The organism is Cronobacter sp. EKM101R, assembly GCF_963888145.1.
Lineage (GTDB): Bacteria > Pseudomonadota > Gammaproteobacteria > Enterobacterales > Enterobacteriaceae > Cronobacter > Cronobacter turicensis.
This window is the reverse complement of record NZ_CAWPHW010000009.1, coordinates 34,821-54,696: the sequence shown is the minus strand read 5'-3', so window position 1 is coordinate 54,696 and position 19,876 is coordinate 34,821. Positions and strand designations below refer to the sequence as shown.

The window sequence follows — 19,876 nt, the reverse complement described above, 5'->3', positions numbered from 1 at the left end:
ATTTTTATTTTTATTTTTTCCTTTATTCTATTTTTTGTGGTAATATACTCGGGATTTTATTTTTTTCATTGTTGATGGCAGGGGTTTCATATGTACATATATTCCCCGTTATCAACCCATTTTTTTTGCTGTGTTCGACGGATACTTTTTTTCTTCCGAACACAGCATCTCCAGTTTTGAATACGATACTACTTTTTATTTTTATTCCTCTTTTTTGTTTATGTCTTTATAAAAAGAAGATGGGGTACTATTTTTTATTCATGGTGTTTGTTTTTTTTATTTATAATACAAACTGTATAAAACATCCGATTTATGAGGGAAAAGAACCTAAAATTGCTGTAATTCAGATTGGACTCTATCTGAAAAATGGCGGTAGTGTGGTAACACTTGCTAATGATTTACATCAATTCATTAAAAAAAATCCGTCAGTTGAGATTCTGATTTTTTCAGAAAATACAACGTATGGTTATAAAGGGGAATATAAAAGTGAATTAACGGAAGATTTATTGCAGTACTTAAAAACTCAAAAAATATTTGATACATATGCCTTTTTATTTAGTTTTTATGGATATGAAAACATCAACAACATGGTATCCATGTTCATGCATAATGACACCAAAGTTTTAAATCAAAAGAAAATTCTAGTTCCATTTTGGGAGGAGGATATTTTTAACAAAAACAATAGCATTAAATCTAAATATCTCTACGCAGATAAAAACCTTACTAATAAGGCGATAAGATTTAAAACATATACTATAAGAACATTCATCTGTTATGATTCTTTATTCCCCTTGCATTATGATAGCCAAAATAATGATTTTGTATTTGTTCAATCTAATTTTAACACCCTTAACGTTGGGAATGGCTTCAATAATTTATTAATCCTTGGAAGTAAACTGGCAAAATTCGCAACTGCTCCACAAAGCAATCTGTTTATTAATGCTCAGAATTTTGGTGGGACTGTTGTTATTAGGGGGAAGGATATTGATATGGATCTTTTTTTAAAGTCAAAAAAAGAACCATTTGTGGTCATAAACTAAAGAAACGGTTCATCACAGAAAAATTTGCGGTTTTGCTAATAGACTTAGCTCGTATATGTAAAGGAAGTTTATTTTATCTGGAGCGATGCGCAGCCATTTGTGTGGTCAGTCGCCGATCGACAACATCTTGAATGATTTTGAGTCGGTTAACTTAGTCCAAGGGGCGAACATCTCAATTTAGCTAATACAATATCAGTGCGCACAACGTGGATTATGTTAAATAATATCTGGCATCGGAACCACGCTGATTGACCCGGTCCGCCTGACGCCGTTATTGCCTGCCCTGCGTGCCTTAACAGCGCGAACAGCAAAGCTGTCTGTATTCAACCCGCGCGCTACGCGAAATCTGCTGGCCTGAGCCTCACAACTTTTCTCAGATTTCACGTAGCGCACCGTTTTTACATCGCCTTCTGCGCGTGCGTTCTGCTTACCCGCGCTACGGCGTCATCAGCAAACTCTTCCAGTTGCGCATTAAACCGCGCGGCGTCTTCCATAAATGGCGCATGTCCGGCGTTCGCATAAATGTCGGAACGTATGTGCGGATTGATCGCTTTCTTGATAAGCAGGCCATCATCCAGGTGCGCCAGATCCAGCGGCTCATTGCCACCGGTTTTAGCGTGGCCGAGATCCGCAGCTTTCCCGATTGCATGTTGCTGGTCGAAGGCGCAAGATTCTGCCCGGAAACCCAGGCCGTACAGTATCAGCGCCTGAAAGATATCGAAAAACAGATAAAGGAACTTGAACAGCGCAAAGCGCGCCTGCTGGAAACGCTGCGGCAAAATGGTCACAGCGATGCGGTAACGTTACATGAATAATTGCCTCCCGCGGGTGCGCTCTGCTTACCCGCGCTACGGCGTTATCAGCAAACTCAGGATTGGCTTATCTGAAAGCATCAGCAGCATCGAGGATGCCAATGCCTGGCTGGATTCCTTCATTATTGACTTCAATCGTTGTTTTGCCAGACTAGCAAAATATCCCAAAGACCTGCATCGACCGGTGGTTGAAAACTCTGAAGATCTGGATGATATCTTTGCTTGGCAGGAATCACGAAAACTCTCGAAAACACTGACTTTCCGTTACGATAAAGAGTTCCGAGCCAGTCTGAAACGCTAGCCCCCTGCTCTGTGGCCTAGCTTCTGCCATTCCTTCAGTGCCCTGCGGTCAAAAGCCAGTTCATAGGTCATCCAAGTTAACCGTCACAATTTCCGGGTTTTTCATACGCTCATCAGCAACAGCGTTTAACTCGACATCTTCAGCGAGTTCCCGATAGTGGGCGTAAAGTTTTGGGGGGACGCAATAGAACGCTGGTTCGTTTCGGTTCAGGATCGCAACAGCATCTCCCTCGCCTTCAGCTACGGTTCCCATGGGATTTTTTTTCAGGTCAGTAATACTGGCCGCTGTGGTTGTCAGAATTTGATAGCTCATAAATCCTCCATTTCTCTCATTGAAATGAGAGCATCGTTAAAAGCACTCTTAAAAGCGCTTTGTGTTGAAGGCAAATTCAGAAACAGGGGCAATATGGCTCTCACCTAAAATGCTCTGTAACGCATTCTGAGCGATTTTTTCGTTTTTAAGATTGTATCGAACGAATCGGCAGAAAGCGATTCAGGGCTTCTCAGTGGGAAGCTTTTTTTTATTTCTCAATCACGGCCTGAAGTTCTGCCTTTATCCGGTTCTGGCGGCGGATTTTCGCCAGACGCTCTGCCGCATACGCTTCCTCCTCCGGAGAAATATGCTCCATCACATCCCCTTCCGTATCATACCGGCAGGCACCGGCTTTCATGGCACACAGATAGCTTTCTGAACGGGCGATGGCCTTCAGCGCCCTGCGCAGTTTTTTATGCGAGAGCGGGATATTCCGCTGCGATACGTCTTCCAGTAACACGTCCCGGATACCGCAGGCCAGAAGTCGTGGTGTGTCACCGTCAAATAATCCCGGCCACCAGGGCTTCAGGGTGTTCACGGCCTCATCCAGTGTGGGCAGAGACAAATAAATGGACAGAGCCTGTCTGGCCTGTGTTTTTTTTGCCGCCAGCTCAGCTTCCCGGGCCGCTTTCTCCGCCAGCTTCTGCTTTTTCACCTTCCATTTTGGTGGCGTGGTGACATTGATGATGGTTTTCCGGCTGTGGACAGGCGTCTCCCCTTCCGTTTTCCGCTTCAGTGTCAGTACCGGTCGCTTCTGCTCTGTCATGCTGTGTTCTGCCTCTGACGAATCATCCTCTTGCGACCAAAGATATCACACCCGTCACAGTGCCAGAACGCCCAGCCCAACCAGATGACAGGCATAGAAAGTCGGGAAAAAATCTCCGGGCCAGAAACGGGGTAATAATTTCCCTGCACCGGACACCAGACCAACGGTTAGTACCGTCATCACAAGGCCGGCTACAGCCGCCGCATCACTGGTGGCAAGGTTAAGTGCCGGAATCACGGCCAGCAAGCATGCAACCAGCGCCAGACGTTCCGTTCTGTCTTTCGCCCGGTACAGCCGGTGGCTGACCGCCAGCATCAGCAGCCCGGCAATGCCGTAACTGGTGCCGGAGAAAGGCAACCATACCGCCAGAAGCAACATGGTTCCTGAGGAACACCACAGGCTGCGCGTTTCACACCATGTCAGCACCTGTGCCGCAACTGCAAAGGCAAACAAGATATTCCCCTCATACCACGGAAATCCAGCCAGATAATACGCGAACTGGGCAATAATCCCCCATCCCCACAGCCGGTTAATGGCCGACTGCCGGATATGCGCATGACGGGACAGATTCATCCCCCACACCAGGGCAAAAAGCGGAAAGGCTCCGCGCCCGGCCAGAAACATCCACGTCTGGTCCAGATGCAGAATGCGGTTTGCATGGTCCAGAACCATCAGCACCAGTGCCACCGTTTTGATGATATCCCGTTGTCCGGGTGACCAGACCAGCAACGACTGTAACCTGGTATCGGTCCGGGCCGCCAGTGAATCGTTACATGTCGTGTTCGTGTTACCCGTTGTCATCAGCGTTTCTCTACCTGTATCAGTCTCCGCCCAGGGTTTTCTCTTTCTGCAGGTCACGGACCATATCCTGCTCCATCTGCTTAAGTCGCTCCTGCAGCAGATTTTCCCGGGCAACCTCACGGACCGCTTCCCGCTCCCGTTGTGGTTCACGTAGTACACTCTCCGGCAGCGCGGTTTCCCGTTCTGAAGTGACAGCCCGGTCACGCCCCTGCCCGGCAATATCCCTGACAACCTGCTCTGTTTTGCCGTCCGGCAGGTCAGGTTTGTTCTCTGCCATTTTACGAACAATTTCATCCGCACGGCGTTCCGTTTCACGGCGGATGGCCTCTTCAGCCTGCCGCTGTGCCAGCACTTCAGCTGTGACCGGTTCACCGTTTCCTGCCCCCGGCTGGACGCTGTTGTCCGGGATATCCCCCCACACGCGACCGCCGGTGATGGCACCGGGATTCCACGGACGACCTTCACCGGCGATTCTCACCACCACACCGCTGTCAGGGTTATCACGGGCAATCCGGACGCCATCCTGCATATTATCAGCCAGCAGGCTCTCTCCGTTACGGCTACCCTGCAGGGCCACGAACTGCGCATTCCCGCTGCCTTTTACCCGGCCTTCACCGCTGAATCCCCGCAGCCCGTTTCCGTCATCCGTGGTCAGCGGGTTCAGCCAGATACCTGCAGACTTGCCGTTACGGTCAAAAGCCGGCAGCGCCACATACGGCTGCGGATATTTACGCCCCGGTGCAATAAACCGTGCCGGACTGTCTCCCCCGGCCAGCCCCGCCTGACGGAGAACAGCACGCCCTGCCGCCACGTCCCGCAGCTCTCGCGCCGTGCTGAACAGCCGCTCTGCATTCATGACCTCCCGGTCAGCTTTCGGCTCCAGCACATCGTGTGCAGTCCCTTTCTGTACGGCGTTGTTGATGGCATCAGTCCATTCCTGACGGTCATCGGTGTACACCTGTACATGCTGCTTCATACGCGACAGGGCAACGTAGGCTGACTCAAAGCCGGCCATCTGTTTCCGGCCACCTTCCGTGCCTTCAAGCGCGATGGCAAAGGTTTCACTTGCCCCCTGCGCACCGTGGGCGGTGATGGCATAGGCCAGGTCAATATGTTGCTCTGCCTGCTCCTGGCCAGGGTGAATCACCCGGGTCTGCTGGCCGTCCGACAGCGTGACACTGTCACCTGAAACCGCTGTCACCGTCCAGACGCTGTTGGCCACATAGCCGCGCTCCCGGTCACTCTTCGTGAAGCGCATCCGGTCACCGGTTCCCACCCGGATTTTGTCCGGGGTGTACAGTGTGACACCTTCAGCCACCGCCTCCCGGGGCGAAATCAGCCGCGTGTTACCTTCCGCATCCTGCAGGGTTATCAGCCCGTCATCCTTACTGACACCGGCAATCCGGTGATACACATTATCCACCAGGGCAAGTGCATCCCGGTTATTCTCCCAGGTGGAGATACGACGCAGCTCCCCGTCGCGTATATTCGCTGTGTTCAGGACAGGCACCATGACCTGCTCTTTCCCAAGCTCTCCGGCCTTTTCCCGTGCATCATGAATCATGCTGTTCAGCACGCGCCGGTCCTCATTCAGGTGAGTGACAATCAGCGTCTGCTCCCGTGCTTCCGGTGTCCTGCCGGTATAGTCGCGGACAATGGCCTCATACAGTGTCATGGGGACATCCGGAAAAGCCTCGCCTGTCTTCCGGGCTTCCCGCTTCGCTTCCGCCAGTGCCGATTCATGACTACGGCTGAACTCCGTTACGGAGTGCTCCGGCGCCCATGCGCCCTCCAGACGTGGCACCTGAGACGGTTTCACACTCTCAAGCCCTGACAGCGCCCTTTCCACATCCCGGTTAATCAGGCTGTATACCGCCTCCCGCAATTCCGGCGACTGACGCACAATCTCCTTCATGATGGCCACATCGGCAGCACTGCGCGTCTGCTGCAGACGGAAAGGCTGACCGGGCGCGATGGCCTGCAGCTGGTCCGTGTCACCGCTGGCCACGGCACGACCGCCCCCGGCCGCAATCAGGGCGTATGCCCGTGCCATGTCGGTATTGCCCACCATCGAACTCTCGTCGAGCAGGAACAGCGTGTTGCTGAAATCCGGCGTTTCTCCGCTGCGCTGCTGCAGCTGCGTGTCATGCAGAAAGGACGCCAGTGTCTGTGCATCCACCCCGGCACTTCGCATCTCCCCGACCGCACGGTGCGTGGGACCCAACCCCACGACACGGGGGCGCTCACTCTCCGGCAGCATGTTCACGGCTGACATCACCGCCCGGAACTGTGTGGTCTTACCCACACCGGCATAGCCCTGCACCACCGTGAAACGGTCGGACGTTTCCAGTATCATGCGGGTGGCGGCACGCTGTCCTGATGTCAGTTTCTCCATGAGTTCACCAGGTACTCTCTCCATCAGCGGCGTGACCGCCTCCTTACCTTCGAGAATATGGCGAAGAATGCTTTTTTCAGCCTCATATGACGCACGGGAAACCAGCAAGTCCGTGCCATAGCCTTTTGCCACATCCACATGCAGTAAATCACCCCGTTTTATCTGCGCATCGATTTCCCGTCCCAGGTCAACAAAACTGGTTCCTTCTGCAGCAAACGACCTGGCCTCTGCCAGCAGTGCTGCCTGACTGAACACCAGGTTATTGCTTTCCACCACAGGAAGGGCCAGATGAATGGCCTGCTGTGCCGGCGTGTGAAGTGCGGACTTCTGGTGTCTGATGGCGGTTTCCAGCGATGTCTCCCCGGCCCGCGCCTTGATCTGCTCAGAAACCACCGTAAAGGAGGGGTGGCGGGCGAGTTTTTCCGCAGTACGGGTTTCATCCAGTGAGGAATACAGCCGGACATCACGACCACTGCGGGCCAGAGCGTTCAGAGTGGCGTTGTCCATCGCCATCTGTGTGACGGAGGCAAAAACCGTCGCACTGTCGCTGACAGAATGCCCGGGCGTTTCCACCCAACCGCTCTCCAGCTTCAGTGCCGTGAATGGTGAGTCGCCCACAGGCAGGGAGGCCGGTTCAGCCCGCCCCGGCACGACAACCGTCATCGTCTCTTCACTAACGGACGCCACCTGCAGGCGGTCACCACCGGAAACACGGAGTCCGGGAATTTTTCCCGTCACCCTCAGACGCTCGCCGTCTGCCACCGGCATTTTTTCCGGCCGGAACAACGACCAGCTGCTGTCCAGAGAAGAAATACGCACCACCTGCGTTTCGCCCTGCGCATCCCGCAGGGTCAGGCTGTTACTCTGCGCCGTCACACGATCTATCACATAGCGGTCATGACTGCGTGTCTCCGGGTTCCACTGCTCCATCACCATCCCCGGGCGGTACATATCCCGCAGATAACGGCTCCGGCTGTCCAGCCAGACCGGTGACAGGGCGGTCATGGTCACCTCCGGGTGTCCGAGCACGCCTTGTGTTTTCAGCTCACTGCGAATAGCCTGTGTCAGTATGGCCTGTTCCCGTACACCGCTGACCTGTGCCACGCTCTCTTCTCCGGCTTTCACGCTGGCCGCAAAATCTCCGGCCAGTCGGGCATAGCGGACATTACGGTCCGGTTCACTGATGATGGTTGCCGGTCGCTGCTCTCCGCCCTGCCAGCGATACGTGTTCACCCCGGCATCTTTCATGGCCATCAGTGCACTGCCTGTACCGGTTCGCTGCCCGCTGTCGGTTATCAGGACCTGTACGTTATGACGTGCGGCACCGTCCAGCAGGGTTAACGTCTCTTTCAGGGAGAGTTTTTCGCCCTGGTCAACGATAACAGTACTGCCCGGCGTGAAGGCCATGCCTTCCAGCAACTGACGACGTCCGGTTATCAGCTCACCGGACAGCCGTTCATCCTGCTTCAGGTTCATCTGTGAACGACGGTCAGCGGCGATAATTTGCACCTCCCGCCCCTGCTCCCGGGCCATCATTGCCAGCTCGGCCACCCGCTCACGCTGCCCGGCTGCGCCACCCTGACCTGACACAATGGCCAGCGACGGACGGTCCTGTGCCAGAACACTGACGGCATCGCTGTAACCGGCCGTCCGGGGGACGCTTTTCTCCGGATGTATGGTCACACGGTTCTGTTTCATAATATCGCGACTGAGTGCCCGGACTGACAGCTCATCGAGCACATGAATCCCGGACGTGAACAGCCCCTTCTCACGGTCGAGGGGAATGAGTTGCTCACGGCTGATGGCCTCATCGATACCGGCGCGAGCCCGCTCAATCACACCATTTTCCGGCGGCAGCATGCCGACCGTCCTGGCCAGCACGTCCGTATACGTGAATTGCACTTTTCGGTCACTTAATCCGGCAATGGCCTGTGTCACCGCCTGCTGCACATCCGGCCCGTCCTGTGAAGCAGGTCCGGGCGTCTGCGTGCGGGTCTCGCCCCGTTGATCCGCCGCGTCACGATACGCCCGGATGTCGAACCCGGTTTCCTTCAGCGTCTGCATCCATTCAGCCATTCTGACTTCAGGATCGACGTGCTGTTTGGATTTTCGCGTATCCAGTGCCGCCACATCCCGGGATTTCAGCGAGGCATCCTCCCCGACGGCCTCCCGGATAGTCTGCGAGCGTCCGGAAAAGGCCTCCACCGGTACGCCCGGCATTTCCCACATACCGTGCTTACCAACTACTTCAGTTTCATAGCCCAGCGCCTCAACCTGCTCTTTCAGCTTTTCCCGGTAGAGCCTGCCAAAGGCAATCTGATTAGCGTACACATTCTCAATGAATCCCGTTTTTCCTACTTTGTCACTGCTCAGTGTCTTCCACTCGCCGTTATGCTGCGTGACATTGGCCACCACCGCATGCGTGTGTAACTGTGGTTCCTGATCGCGACTGGTGTCGTGGTTAAACAATGCCATCACCAGATTACCGGTCAGTACCGTTTCTGACTGTCCGTCCGTCATAACCCGTGTGGAGGCCAGCGCCTCCACCTGACGGACAGCAAAATCCACGGCCTGATTATGTGCATCAATCAGGCGCTTATCGCCGCCTAACATGGCCATCATGGAGACGCTTTTGGGGGCGGAGAACGTCAGGTCGTAACCGGGACGATGCTTATTACTGCCATCCTGCATGCGGCTTAAATCCGCTCCGTCCGGCAGCTTCCCTTCCAGAAGACGGGTAAAAACATCCTTATCAACACTGCCCTGCAGCCCCAGCTGTTCAGCCCCCTGGCCAGCCCAGCGTTCTCCCATGCTGCCCAGCACATAGTAATTATCCTTGTCGGTATAATAGTTCCCGGCACTTCCGGCCGATCTGACCTGCGCGATACTCATCATAAACGTATATCCCTTTGACATATCCCGGCATCAATCCCACAATGTATATACACAAGACATATCCACGTAAGGAGGCAAATGATGGAAACCACCGTATTTCTCAGCAACCGCAGCCAGGCGGTCAGACTGCCAAAAGCGGTTGCATTGCCAGAAAACGTAAAACGCGTTGAAGTGATTGCTGTCGGACGAACCCGTATCATTACGCCAGCCGGAGAATCATGGGATGAATGGTTTGATGGAAACAGCGTCAGCACCGATTTTATGGATAACAGGGAACAGCCTGGCATGCAGGAAAGGGAGTCATTCTGATGCTGAAGTTTATGCTCGATACCAACATCTGCATTTTTACGATAAAGAACAAACCCGCCAGTGTCAGGGAACGTTTTAACCTGAACCAGGGGAGAATGTGTATCAGCTCTGTCACCCTGATGGAGCTGATATATGGTGCAGAAAAAAGCCAGATGCCTGAACGCAATCTCGCTGTGATCGAGGGATTTGTTTCCCGCATTGACGTTCTGGATTACGACGCTGCTGCAGCCACACACACTGGTCAGATAAGAGCAGAACTTGCCCGTCAGGGACGCCCTGTCGGGCCATTTGATCAAATGATCGCAGGTCATGCCCGCAGCCGGGGACTGATAGTTGTGACTAACAACACCCGTGAATTTGAACGTGTGGACGGCCTGAGAATTGAAGACTGGAGCTGACCTGTTCATCAGAAATCATCTCCCGGCTCAACATCCTCCCCGCGCTCCCGGTGCACATTGATGTTCACCTCTTCACGACGCTGCATCTGCTGCTGGGTGTCCGGATGATTCTCCTGTTGCCATGCCTCATAAGCGGCCATATCCACCACCTCACCGGATTCACTGATCCCGGGTGGCAGTTGCTGTTCCATCTCTTCTTCCGGTTTCATTTTCAGCTCCTGCTCGATCCCCCCTGCCGGAACATTCACACCTGCATCTGACTTCTTATCATTGATGACAAAAGACACTGGCTGTTGTGGCTGTTGTGGCTGTTGTGGCTGTTGTGGCTGTTGTGGCTGTTGTGGCTGTTGTGGCTGTTGTGGCTGTTCAGCCTGAGTCACCTCTTCTCCGGAGACAACCTCCGGTTCGAAGAGACTGGCCATCTGGCGACCTTCTGCTTCCCTTGCAGCAAGCACGGCACTAAGGCGGTTCTCCATTTCCGGGTTGATCTCACGCGGAATAAACTCCGGAGCAATCTTCGGACGTGCCTGATATTTCAGTGAGAGTTTTACTGCCGGATATGGTCCGGGCAGGGTGACATAGCAGGTCAGATCCGGCAGAGACTGAATGTCGGAATAACTGACCAGCGTCTGGCGCTCCATATCCTTACCGGTCGATACCCCGTCACGTACCGGGTCAGCACCGTAGGAATACTGCTCGCTGGCTTTCAGGTGCTCTTTCTCACCAATTTCACCGGCAGCGAACTCTGCAATCTTATGACTGGGGGAACGGAAAAAAGCACGGGTGTTCATGACGTCAAACAGCGTGGCTGCCGCTTTCTCACCGTAGATATCTTCCAGCTGGGCATAAGACTGGATACCAAACACATAACAGCCACCGAACTTACGGGCTTCCGGCAGGATCTCCACAAGGTCCGGCAGTTTGTGTAACGTGGGCAACTCGTCACAGAAGAACCACACACGACGGTTACGGTTTTCTCCCATTGCCAGCAGACCACGAATGGCAATGGACAGCCACATGGAGATCACCGGCTTAAGGGAGGCATGGGTGTCGGCATTCGATGAGATAAACAGCCAGCCGTTTTTCTGATCTTCCCGAACACCACGCATCCAGTCACGAATGGTGAAGGACTCACCGTTATGCTCAATCCCCTGCAGGTAACGGATGGCTTTCACGTAGTTGGTCAGCACAGCACGGATGGAAATCGCCGTTTTCTCAATTTTCTCTTCCACCAGGTTGGCCGCCGGTGAATTACGCAGGTAGGTACGCAGTTTTTCAATTTTGATGGAAAGCAGGGTATCCACCAGTTTGCTGTAGCTGCGGTTGGGGTCATTACGCATCAGGTACGCCGCTTCCGCAAAAATGGTACGTCCTGAACCCTGCCAGAACGGGTCCTCTTTTGTACCCATCGGGATCAGAGTATTTGCGGTATTATCAAAATCCGGCTGTGTCAGGCACTCCTTCCACAAATCCCATGCGGCACAGCGGGCATCCAGCGGATTCAGGATTTTATCGATGGAGGGATCATAGTAACTTTTAACAAATTCCCCCGAACGGTCATAAATCACCACCATATCACCACGCTGACGGGCGTAGTTGGCCAGACGACGGATAACCTCCGACTTACCGGCCCCGACTGTGCCGTGCAGACAGAAGTTCTGGATTTCAGAATCCCGGATAATCGGCAGATCCCCAATCCGGATATCGGAGTCCTTGCCGTCTTTTTTCAGCATCCGGGCAACGTCTTTCGGATTGTCTGTCAGCTGACGACCACCTGTGACTTCATTTTCGCTCTGTTGTTTACCCTGACGCCCCAGAATCCAGGAGACAACAAAGAAGGTAATCAGGCAAATAACCAGTGCCACAACAGTTGCCAGAACGAATGCTGACCATAACTGTTCACCGCACCAGATCATATATTTATCATGCAGTACCTGAGCAGCGTTCATCCGGAATGTTTTGCCGTAATACTGGATCTCATATACCGGCTGAGACTTGATTAAATCCCGCATGCCTTCCAGTGTTGTGCACCACCAGTAAATACAGCCGTTCACAAACGTCTGCCAGCTTATTTTTACCCATAAAACCAGACCAACGAGTATCCAGAAAAAAATAAACAGGCAGTAAAGCATGATATTGGCGATCTGGCTGAACATGCGGATACGCATGGACGCAATCTGACCGCCCTGGGTCATATCCTTTGCGTTAAAACTCATGATGATATTCCGAAGAAAGAAAGTCAGTCGGACTGATTATTAGATTAATAATCATTAAATTCCGGCTTCGCCGGCAACACTTCACGGTCGCACAAAGAATTTGCACAACCGCTCAGTGTTTTCATATTTATTTCGGAAACGCCGGGGAGGAATAAAATTTATTTTATTTCTTTCCGGGGTTGGACAACGAGCAAAGCGAGGTATCAGTCAGGAGGCCAGTCAGACCAGCCCCCGGAAGATAATCAGAGAATATTTGCGATTGATTTGGCCAGCTGGTCTTCGAGAACAGGCTTCGCCTCTTCAAATTTCAGGTTAACCTTATTCGCATTGGAGACCACACGGGTCTGATATTTATGCTGGTTACCTGTTTCAGTACTGGTCTGAATTTTCGCACCTGATGTGCCCTGACGCAGGGCGGCAACATTATCCGTTGTCACCGTTGCCTTAGTACGCTCTGCAATCTGCACATCCGTGATCATGGTATAGTTCACATCTTCCACCATCGCATCTGCAGCCATACCCACCAGACCGGCAGCAAGGCCCACACCGAGTGTGGCACCGGCAGAATTGGAATTATATCCGGTAATACCGGCACCTAACGCTGCACCAACTGCTGCGCCTTCATAACCACTGTTCAGCCATCCCTGAGACTCCCGCAGATCCATCTTATCGGCCTTCAGTACATTCGCCTGAATCCAGTAGTAGGCTTTATCCGGAGAAGTCACCACCTGATACCCTTTTGCTTTCACAGCATCAGCAATTTTGCCCTGCAGCCCACTCATATCTTTATCAGACGTGTTTTTGATCTGCAGAAATACCGTGCGTTCGCTGGCGGGTTCAAGCCAGATGGTCTCACTCATCTGGGTCTTCACCTCAAGGTTACGCTTCTTGATTGCTGTGCTCATCGCACCACACCCTGAAAGGGCCAGAGTGGAACTGACCAGTGCAACCATCATTAGTTTTTTTGTTTTCATCCAAAATATCCTTTTAACTAACAGACTCTTTTTTGAACAACCCTATTACTGAAGTAATAGCTGATAGATTATAACGATTTATATCTATAGTATAAATAAAGGAAAAAATTACAAACAGAGTTATCGATAAAAAACCAAATAAGAACGTATGGGCGAAGGAAACTATTGAAAAAACAATCATAAACGACAAGATATAAGTTTTGTTCTTATCATACATAAAAGATATAACTTTCGAGTCATCTCTGAATTTTTTAGGGATAGCAAGATACAACATCATTCCATTAGTAATGGCAACAAAAAGGATAAACCCCATTACGCCACTAAAACATATATCAAATCCGGCATCTCGGATATCAACTTTATCTGCCAGCAAACGGAGAAATGTCGGCCATAATAAAATCCATAAAAATACATACCCCCCTGGCTTTATGACTTGTAATAATGGCGGAATATTAACACCCTCTACAGAGAGTACATCCTTTAGTTTCTGTGTCTCCGTTTTTATATCATAGTGAGTAATCATAATGGTCCCTTCAGTTGATTCTTTTTCTCATCAATCATTTTTTTCACCGTCTCTTCTGATGGCTCAGGTATTATCTTTTGACTTTCTCGCTCTTCATTATATTTATTATTCTGAGATAATGCTTCTGTTTTATGGTGATTTTGTAGTTCAGAATACTGTTCTCTTACAATATTTTCCTCGCCATGTATGCTGTTCTGAGTATCACCTATATTCCCTTTATATTCTGTGACCATATTATCAACCTGATGTTTTACATCATCACGGATATTACTGTCCTGCGTTCTTTGATCAATAATGGCCTGATGCCCCTGATGGTCAGCAATAATATCCTGGCTGCCACCACCCGAAGGTACGCTCTCCATTCCTTTACCAATATCTCCACGGGATTCACGCCAGGCATTATCAACACCAGGCTGTATCTGTTCCTGCACAAAAGACCAGGCCATCGCCCGACGGCGTTCTGCAATCTCCGGCGAACTGGTATTTGTCAGAATAGCTTCGGCATCCTGCGGTGCGTGTTTCATCACATACTGTGCAAACTGTTGCGACAAATCTTCACTCATCTGCCCACTCATGCTTTCAGTACGGGATGCCATTTCAGCATATTCATGGCTGCGGGTCATATTCGTCGTGTACTGGTCGTAACTCTGTTTCGCTGAGTTCAGGGCTGCAGACAGCTGGTCCACACGGGAATCGGCATTATTGTCAGTATGGCTGCCGGACTCACTGACCTTGCGATTCATAAAGTAATCGCTGGCCTCTTTAAAGTCCTTACTGGCTTTAGCATCGATATCATGTCGAGCATCATGGGTAGCCCTGCTGCCACTACTTGCAGAATGTGAATCATCATCCGTTCGATCAAGACTTCCCTTAAATCCGCCTCTGACACCAACTCCACCACCAACCCCAAGAATTTTAGGTTTAATCCCCCATTCAGCATGAGCATCTGCATATCCGCCATACGAGAACTTAGAACCTGTTGATGCCAGTTCCTGAGTCGCCTGCTCATTACTGATATTATGCGCCTTCGCATAACTTTCTACTGCACTGCGCATACGGCTGACCATCAGGGAGTCCTGTGCGCTCATGGTGCTGTCAGCACCACCGGTGACAGAGTCACTGCTCCCCCGGTTAGAACCAAACTGGCTGAGTGTGTTCCAGGCACTGGCAATACTGCTGCTGAAACCATGCAGGGCGCTTTCGGCTCTGTTCGACGCCTCCCGGGCCATTTCCTGTTGTGCCGCCGCAATCTGACGCGTTGCATTGATACCGACTGGTAACCGGGACATCGCCCCACTTGCATCCATCACCATATTACCGTCACGGGTCTGTGTGGCGGTTGCGCCACTGCCGGTCTGGTACATCATCTGACCAAACGACGTGGTGCTGTTGGTGCTCCAGCTGAAGCCGTTCACGTTCTCCGTCTGCATGTTGCCGTAGGAATAATTACCATCAACCACACTGCCTGCCGCACTGGCGGTCGGGCTGATAGCAGAGGAAGCGAAATGGCTGTACACACTGGAAAATCCTGCCCCGAGTCCCCTGACCATCATCCAGGATAATGGCGGGATCATCATGGAAAGATACCCGGCAGTGGAAGCCAGATCGGAGTATTTCAGCTGTATCTGTGAAATTTCAGAGAGCACCACCGGTGCCCCATTCTGCTTCGCATAAAATGTCATGGCACTGTTCAGAATGGCGTACAACATTGGCCATGACTGCAGCCACATCAGGGCAAACACATAGCCTTTCAGGACGGACAGTGTCAGTTTGTTGAAGACAGCCGCCAGTACCAGGAGCGGGAAAATACCAATGGCAATCCCCGTCAGGATGGTCTGCGTCATGGGCAGTGTCCGCATCGCCACATGACCGATTGAGACATGTGCCAGACGTTGCTTCTCCATCGATGACGTGGTGGCCAGATTCACCAGGCTGGCCGAATCACCATTACGTGCGGCATAACTGGTGATCCCCTCCTTCAGCGCATTGATGGTGACATTCTGGCGGATGATCTGGCTGGCTGATTTACTTGAGCCATAGAAGTAACTGTAACTGTCGCCAATCAGCGTACTAAACAGCAGGTTCGAATCAGGGCGACCACCAAATAACTGCTGGGCATAATAATGCCAGGTTTTTCCGCCACTCTGTGTGTCCAGATTCAGCTTGTCTTTCAGCGAAACCGACGCGTCCTTACAGGTCACGAAATTATTCTTGCTGTCATAAACGCCCCGCAGCGGACTGGGGCGGGAAAAAATCAGCGTGTAGGGATCAGCGGAGGCCATCAGCTCCTCCAGCGTGTATTTGTGGTTCAGGTAAATATCCCCCATCACGCAGTTCTGCACATAATCCTGGAAAAGATTGGTGATTTCCGGATTGCGGGACAAAAAGTCGGTGCTTTTTGATACCAGTTCTGCGCCGAACAGCATCCCCGTTTTGCTGTAGGTGACACTGTCCGGTTGCGTGAAGATCATCTCGTAACTGGCCACCATTGCATGCCCAATCCGGGTCGTCAGTGAAAGTGGCATCGCCAGTCCGACCGGCACATTATCCACCCGGTGAACTTTGACCAGGTCACTGTTATCAATAATCTGCACCGATGTGCGGACATTAACCAGCAGGCTGATAAGCACAAACACGGCCACCCAGCCCAGCAAATCCACCACGTTGTGCCGCTGTACCCACATCACAGCCACCGCGAGAACAGACAATGTGAGCGCAATTTTTTCAATGGAATCCCACGTCCGGGTCCCCATAAAGGCGGCAATGGCGTTCAGGTTATTTCGCAGCCACTCACCACCGGCAATCACATAAACTTCATTCACAACGTGCTCCCTCCGAAGTGATAGTTGTTCTGGTAACGACTGAGCATGCGGGCGGAAAGCTGCTGACGCATGTAGCTCATCTGGCGATCGACAACCAGAAGCGCATCCTGCTGCACCTGCACCTGTGACTGAAACGCAGCAATCTGCCGGGTGGCATCATTCATGTTGTCGTTAATATGCTCGATAACCGCTTCGTCATAATTTCCCGTGGCCACCATCGCCCGGGCCTGCTGTATCAGCTCCTGAATGTACTGCAGCAGGATGTCGTAACCGATATAGTCCGTCAGCTGGTAAATCATGCTGTTGGAAACACCGAGCATCTGCGGATCAACCAGGTATTTGAAGACGGGAATGGTGGTACTGGAAATAAAGCCTTTTTCCTTGTCATCCAGAGGCGTGTCGCTGACCGCTTTGTTCTGAATGCTGGCAAGAATTTTAGTAATCTGAGACTTCAGGGCATTATCCCGGCTGATGGTCACCGGTGTGTCTGCCACCACTTTCAGGCATTTATCAGAATCGTTGCAGTGATAAATTTTTGCTGTGCCGCCTTCCATCATGGCCCGGATAATTGAGCGGTCAGTGGTTCTGGCTGACAAGGGGGTGATTTCGCCGTTGGGACCAAACACCAGTGAGCCGGTCAGCGTCATCACAAATTCTTTCAGCTCTTTGTTGCCGTCAAACATTCTGTTTTTGGAAAGCGCATTCCACATGATGTTGATGTTTTTGGTCACCCGCTCCTTATCCTTGTTGCTGGCTTTATCCCTGACGCTGTCAGATTTACCACCAACGGTACATCCCTGTCGGGAAGCTGCCCAGTCAGCAAAAATATTGCTCTCACCGGCAATGTCCTGACAGACTTTCTGCTGGGACACCTGCGTCCGGGGGAAAAGCCCGCCGATAATCCCCTGCGCCGCCTGGCAGGAACTGAGGTTCATACTGTTAATGTCGCTTGCCATTTTCTGCAGGAAGTCTTTTGCGGTTTTGATTTCCGGCACCGTTGTCTGCAGGGCAAGGTCAAAAAAGTAACCGGCAGCGTTGCTCATAATCTGCTTAACAAAACGCTGCAGCTGCTCGCCATTAATAAAACTGAACGAGCCGAGATAGGCGTCGATGCCGCCACATCCGGCATTGATATCCGGCAGCGTCATGGAAATCAGCTGAACATTTTTGACCTGAGTACGGGCATACAGGGAGCCACCGTAAGCATAGCCGGCGGCCTGCCCCTGCCAGACGCCCGGCTGTGTGGTATTGGAAGCGAAGCCCAGCTTGTTAAAGAACTGATTCATGTCGCTGTTCACATCCGCTGACGCTGCAGGCGTCACAGTCAGTAAGGCGGCACATAGCATAAATAGCGGTCTGAACCGTGCTTTACCCGGCATGTTTTTTTCCTCCGTACATCTGCAGAACGGTATCCATCCGCGCCATAAAACTGGCGGCATCCGTTGCCCCCTGTAAAAGCGGTAATGCCTCCAGCGTGTTGACATTGACCAGGAAGGTGGTCGGTGTGACCACCGGGATATTCGGGAAGAAGGTCTGCATCACGTCCGGTGGCACCGGTAATGCCTCCGGAAAGGCCGTATCACCCTGACCATCCAGGGTGTAGGGAAAAACGGAAAAGCTGTACTGCTGCGCCAGCTGTTTCAGTACCGGGTCAAACTGGTGACAGTAAGGGCAATGGCCCTGCATAAACAGCACCACCTTCCAGTCGGCCAGGTTAACCTGCCTGCCGTTGCTGAGGCGGAACCAGCGGGGAGCCGGCTTTTCTGTCCTGGCTGACGTGCCTGCTGCCGGTTGTGCAGGCTGCGCGGCCATACCCTGCGGATTCCAGAGTCGCTCTATTTCATCCCGGGTGGAGGCCTGAACGGCAGCGGCTGTCAGTAACAGGGTGAACAGTAGTGATTTAGTGAGAGACATGTCCGCCCTCCTGCTGCTCTGCCATCATGGCCTGTTGCCTGGCTTCCAGCGCCTCACGCTCTTCCCGGCTGACACGGGCAATCCATGCATCCAGCACCTGGTATGCGCCGAACAGCACGAGAATGGCCGCAATAAGCTCCGCCAGAAAAAAAGCCATCCAGGGTTTGCTGTAAACAAGACGGGCAACAATATGAAACCATACACCCAGGGAAAACACCCACATTCCCTTAATATCAAGCCGGGGTAAAGAGAATTTATATTTATGCACAGTAAAACTCTCCTGTCATACAGAGAATTAAATAAGGGACTACCGGAATAAATAGTGAATCACTTCCAGGTTAACAAAATGCAGAATTGATGAAATTTATTGACGAACGGAAAATATCTGTAATTCAGAAGTTCGGTTTAAAATCTTCAGAAACGTTCAGGAATTGTTTTGCCAGGTCATCCTGCGAAATAAATCCGTATGATAACGGGCGAACACTGCCCTGTTTCGGGTCAACCAGCATCATGGCCGGAAAATATTTCACGCCGAGGCGCTGCGCCTGTCCCTGGTCAGTCCGGGAATCCGGCAACAGCGGATTAATCACACCGTCCACGGAAACGGGAATAACACTCAGACCATAGGTATCCCGGAAGCCATTAATGACCTGCGCCAGCTGCCCGTCGATGGGGTCCTGCCCACGATAAAAAAACATGATGCCATAATGATCTGCCAGTCTGGCAATAGCCTGCTGCTGCTGTGCCTGGTCTGCCGCCAGCTGGTTCCTGACCGTGCCGTTGTAATGGCTGTACTGCAGGTTATAGTCCAGTTCAGGATGTGCCAGCATGGCCTTTTTAGCGCTCATGGTGAAAAGCCCGGCCTGCTGAGTCCAGTAATTCTGCAGCCGGAAATATTTCACAAAATTATCCACGCCGGGATACAGAATGGCTTCGTATAGCGCCCGCTTTGTTGCCGTCTGCAGCGCGGCCAGTTTCTGCATAATATCCGGCTCCTGACGGGGAGCAGCAGGTACTGATTTATTTTCTTTTTCCTTCGGATTTATTTTCTCGTTATACCACTGCCAGCCTGCATCTTTCCCTGACGCCGGAAAAATAAAGCAGCAGAGTAACAGAGGCAGTAATGCTTTATTCATCTTCATTCCTTTCATCATTTTTTCTTTCATCAGCTTTCTGCAGGTCAGTCAGGGCAGAAAAACAACCATGCAGAATAAACAGGAGCACACCGGAGTAAAGGGTAACGAAAGCAGCTGCAAGCATCCCGCCTGCCGTGGTTGCTTTTACCGTATCCCATGACCAGATAATTACCGGGGAAATGACAATCGCTGTAATAACAAGCCGGATAAGAAAATCAATAAAACGGTTCGACGTGAATATGACTTTCATCATTTTCCCCGG

General features: G+C 51.7%; 17 protein-coding genes and 2 pseudogenes. 5 read left to right on the top strand and 14 right to left on the bottom strand.

Annotation, left to right across the window (positions count from 1 at the left end):
• Nucleotides 1–239 precede the first annotated feature (239 nt).
• Nucleotides 240–1,040, top strand: coding sequence for a hypothetical protein (locus tag AACV31_RS08050; protein ID WP_165156889.1), 801 nt, complete (start codon nucleotides 240–242; stop codon nucleotides 1,038–1,040).
• Between the two features lie 398 nt (nucleotides 1,041–1,438).
• On the opposite strand, the pseudogene AACV31_RS08045 reads toward AACV31_RS08050, so the two are convergent.
• Nucleotides 1,439–1,591: pseudogene (locus AACV31_RS08045) on the bottom strand (alpha/beta fold hydrolase); the annotation flags it as partial.
• Here AACV31_RS08045 and AACV31_RS08040 point away from each other — a divergent pair.
• Nucleotides 1,544–1,855: a MerR family DNA-binding protein gene (locus AACV31_RS08040; protein ID WP_255491420.1), complete on the top strand. Its 312-nt coding sequence runs from the start codon at nucleotides 1,544–1,546 to the stop codon at nucleotides 1,853–1,855. The pseudogene AACV31_RS08045 and the gene AACV31_RS08040 sit on opposite strands and share 48 nt — an antisense overlap.
• A 76-nt stretch (nucleotides 1,856–1,931) precedes the next feature.
• Nucleotides 1,932–2,126, top strand: a pseudogene (locus tag AACV31_RS08035) (ISNCY family transposase); the annotation flags it as partial.
• 87 nt (nucleotides 2,127–2,213) lie between these two features.
• Here the strand turns inward: AACV31_RS08035 and AACV31_RS08030 are convergent.
• The 4 genes from AACV31_RS08030 to traI form a co-directional block, all read right to left on the bottom strand.
• Complete coding sequence (locus AACV31_RS08030; RefSeq protein ID WP_165156891.1) at nucleotides 2,214–2,465, bottom strand: type II toxin-antitoxin system Phd/YefM family antitoxin; 252 nt, start codon at nucleotides 2,463–2,465, stop codon at nucleotides 2,214–2,216.
• A gap of 208 nt (nucleotides 2,466–2,673) precedes the next feature.
• Complete coding sequence (locus AACV31_RS08025; protein WP_165156893.1) at nucleotides 2,674–3,231, bottom strand: fertility inhibition protein FinO; 558 nt, start codon at nucleotides 3,229–3,231, stop codon at nucleotides 2,674–2,676.
• 54 nt (nucleotides 3,232–3,285) lie between these two features.
• Complete coding sequence (gene traX, locus AACV31_RS08020) at nucleotides 3,286–4,032, bottom strand: conjugal transfer pilus acetylase TraX (protein ID WP_165156895.1); 747 nt, start codon at nucleotides 4,030–4,032, stop codon at nucleotides 3,286–3,288.
• A 19-nt stretch (nucleotides 4,033–4,051) separates the two neighbouring features.
• On the bottom strand, nucleotides 4,052–9,322 hold the full coding sequence (traI, locus tag AACV31_RS08015) for a conjugative transfer relaxase/helicase TraI (protein ID WP_165156897.1): 5,271 nt from the start codon (nucleotides 9,320–9,322) through the stop codon (nucleotides 4,052–4,054).
• Between the two features lie 81 nt (nucleotides 9,323–9,403).
• Between traI and vapB the strand changes: the two genes are divergently transcribed.
• On the top strand, nucleotides 9,404–9,631 hold the full coding sequence (gene vapB, locus AACV31_RS08010) for a toxin-antitoxin system antitoxin VapB (RefSeq protein WP_161574083.1): 228 nt from the start codon (nucleotides 9,404–9,406) through the stop codon (nucleotides 9,629–9,631).
• Entirely contained in the window at nucleotides 9,631–10,029 is a 399-nt protein-coding gene (gene vapC / locus AACV31_RS08005; RefSeq protein ID WP_097377987.1) for a type II toxin-antitoxin system tRNA(fMet)-specific endonuclease VapC, read from the top strand. Before vapB ends, vapC begins: the two co-directional genes overlap by 1 nt.
• An 8-nt stretch (nucleotides 10,030–10,037) precedes the next feature.
• Here the strand turns inward: vapC and traD are convergent, their stop codons facing one another.
• The 9 genes from traD to AACV31_RS07960 form a co-directional block, all read right to left on the bottom strand.
• Nucleotides 10,038–12,245 carry a type IV conjugative transfer system coupling protein TraD gene (gene traD, locus AACV31_RS08000; protein WP_165156899.1) on the bottom strand — a complete coding sequence of 736 codons (2,208 nt, stop codon included), beginning with the start codon at nucleotides 12,243–12,245 and terminating at the stop codon, nucleotides 10,038–10,040.
• Between the two features lie 242 nt (nucleotides 12,246–12,487).
• Entirely contained in the window at nucleotides 12,488–13,219 is a 732-nt protein-coding gene (gene traT, locus AACV31_RS07995) for a conjugal transfer complement resistance protein TraT (protein WP_165156901.1), read from the bottom strand.
• 13 nt (nucleotides 13,220–13,232) lie between these two features.
• On the bottom strand, nucleotides 13,233–13,742 hold the full coding sequence (gene traS / locus AACV31_RS07990) for a conjugal transfer entry exclusion protein TraS (protein WP_165156903.1): 510 nt from the start codon (nucleotides 13,740–13,742) through the stop codon (nucleotides 13,233–13,235).
• Nucleotides 13,739–16,564, bottom strand: coding sequence for a conjugal transfer mating-pair stabilization protein TraG (gene traG / locus AACV31_RS07985; RefSeq protein ID WP_165156905.1), 2,826 nt, complete (start codon nucleotides 16,562–16,564; stop codon nucleotides 13,739–13,741). The genes traS and traG overlap by 4 nt, the downstream gene beginning before the upstream one ends.
• A complete protein-coding gene (traH, locus tag AACV31_RS07980; protein ID WP_165156907.1) occupies nucleotides 16,561–17,943 on the bottom strand; it encodes a conjugal transfer pilus assembly protein TraH in 1,383 nt (460 codons plus the stop codon). The genes traG and traH overlap by 4 nt, the downstream gene beginning before the upstream one ends.
• Nucleotides 17,933–18,478: a type-F conjugative transfer system pilin assembly thiol-disulfide isomerase TrbB gene (gene trbB, locus AACV31_RS07975; RefSeq protein WP_165156909.1), complete on the bottom strand. Its 546-nt coding sequence runs from the start codon at nucleotides 18,476–18,478 to the stop codon at nucleotides 17,933–17,935. Before trbB ends, traH begins: the two co-directional genes overlap by 11 nt.
• On the bottom strand, nucleotides 18,465–18,701 hold the full coding sequence (gene traQ / locus AACV31_RS07970; RefSeq protein ID WP_000270010.1) for a type-F conjugative transfer system pilin chaperone TraQ: 237 nt from the start codon (nucleotides 18,699–18,701) through the stop codon (nucleotides 18,465–18,467). Before traQ ends, trbB begins: the two co-directional genes overlap by 14 nt.
• 169 nt (nucleotides 18,702–18,870) lie before the next feature.
• Nucleotides 18,871–19,614: a type-F conjugative transfer system pilin assembly protein TraF gene (traF, locus tag AACV31_RS07965; protein ID WP_161574067.1), complete on the bottom strand. Its 744-nt coding sequence runs from the start codon at nucleotides 19,612–19,614 to the stop codon at nucleotides 18,871–18,873.
• Nucleotides 19,607–19,864: a conjugal transfer protein TrbE gene (locus tag AACV31_RS07960; RefSeq protein WP_161574085.1), complete on the bottom strand. Its 258-nt coding sequence runs from the start codon at nucleotides 19,862–19,864 to the stop codon at nucleotides 19,607–19,609. Before AACV31_RS07960 ends, traF begins: the two co-directional genes overlap by 8 nt.
• Nucleotides 19,865–19,876 lie beyond the last annotated feature (12 nt).

Bases quoted from the DNA above. Each gene is read 5' to 3' on its own strand.
- AACV31_RS07960 (WP_161574085.1), bottom strand. From the start codon at position 19,864: ATGAAAGTCATATTCACGTCGAACCGTTTTATTGATTTTCTTATCCGG.
- vapB (WP_161574083.1), top strand. From the start codon at position 9,404: ATGGAAACCACCGTATTTCTCAGCAACCGCAGCCAGGCGGTCAGACTG.
- traT (WP_165156901.1), bottom strand. From the start codon at position 13,219: ATGAAAACAAAAAAACTAATGATGGTTGCACTGGTCAGTTCCACTCTG.
- traX (WP_165156895.1), bottom strand. From the start codon at position 4,032: ATGACAACGGGTAACACGAACACGACATGTAACGATTCACTGGCGGCC.
- AACV31_RS08025 (WP_165156893.1), bottom strand. From the start codon at position 3,231: ATGACAGAGCAGAAGCGACCGGTACTGACACTGAAGCGGAAAACGGAA.
- traH (WP_165156907.1), bottom strand. From the start codon at position 17,943: ATGCCGGGTAAAGCACGGTTCAGACCGCTATTTATGCTATGTGCCGCC.
- traS (WP_165156903.1), bottom strand. From the start codon at position 13,742: ATGATTACTCACTATGATATAAAAACGGAGACACAGAAACTAAAGGAT.
- AACV31_RS08040 (WP_255491420.1), top strand. From the start codon at position 1,544: ATGTCCGGCGTTCGCATAAATGTCGGAACGTATGTGCGGATTGATCGC.
- traD (WP_165156899.1), bottom strand. From the start codon at position 12,245: ATGAGTTTTAACGCAAAGGATATGACCCAGGGCGGTCAGATTGCGTCC.
- traQ (WP_000270010.1), bottom strand. From the start codon at position 18,701: ATGTGGGTGTTTTCCCTGGGTGTATGGTTTCATATTGTTGCCCGTCTT.
- vapC (WP_097377987.1), top strand. From the start codon at position 9,631: ATGCTGAAGTTTATGCTCGATACCAACATCTGCATTTTTACGATAAAG.
- traF (WP_161574067.1), bottom strand. From the start codon at position 19,614: ATGAATAAAGCATTACTGCCTCTGTTACTCTGCTGCTTTATTTTTCCG.
- AACV31_RS08050 (WP_165156889.1), top strand. From the start codon at position 240: ATGGGGTACTATTTTTTATTCATGGTGTTTGTTTTTTTTATTTATAAT.
- trbB (WP_165156909.1), bottom strand. From the start codon at position 18,478: ATGTCTCTCACTAAATCACTACTGTTCACCCTGTTACTGACAGCCGCT.
- traI (WP_165156897.1), bottom strand. From the start codon at position 9,322: ATGATGAGTATCGCGCAGGTCAGATCGGCCGGAAGTGCCGGGAACTAT.
- AACV31_RS08030 (WP_165156891.1), bottom strand. From the start codon at position 2,465: ATGAGCTATCAAATTCTGACAACCACAGCGGCCAGTATTACTGACCTG.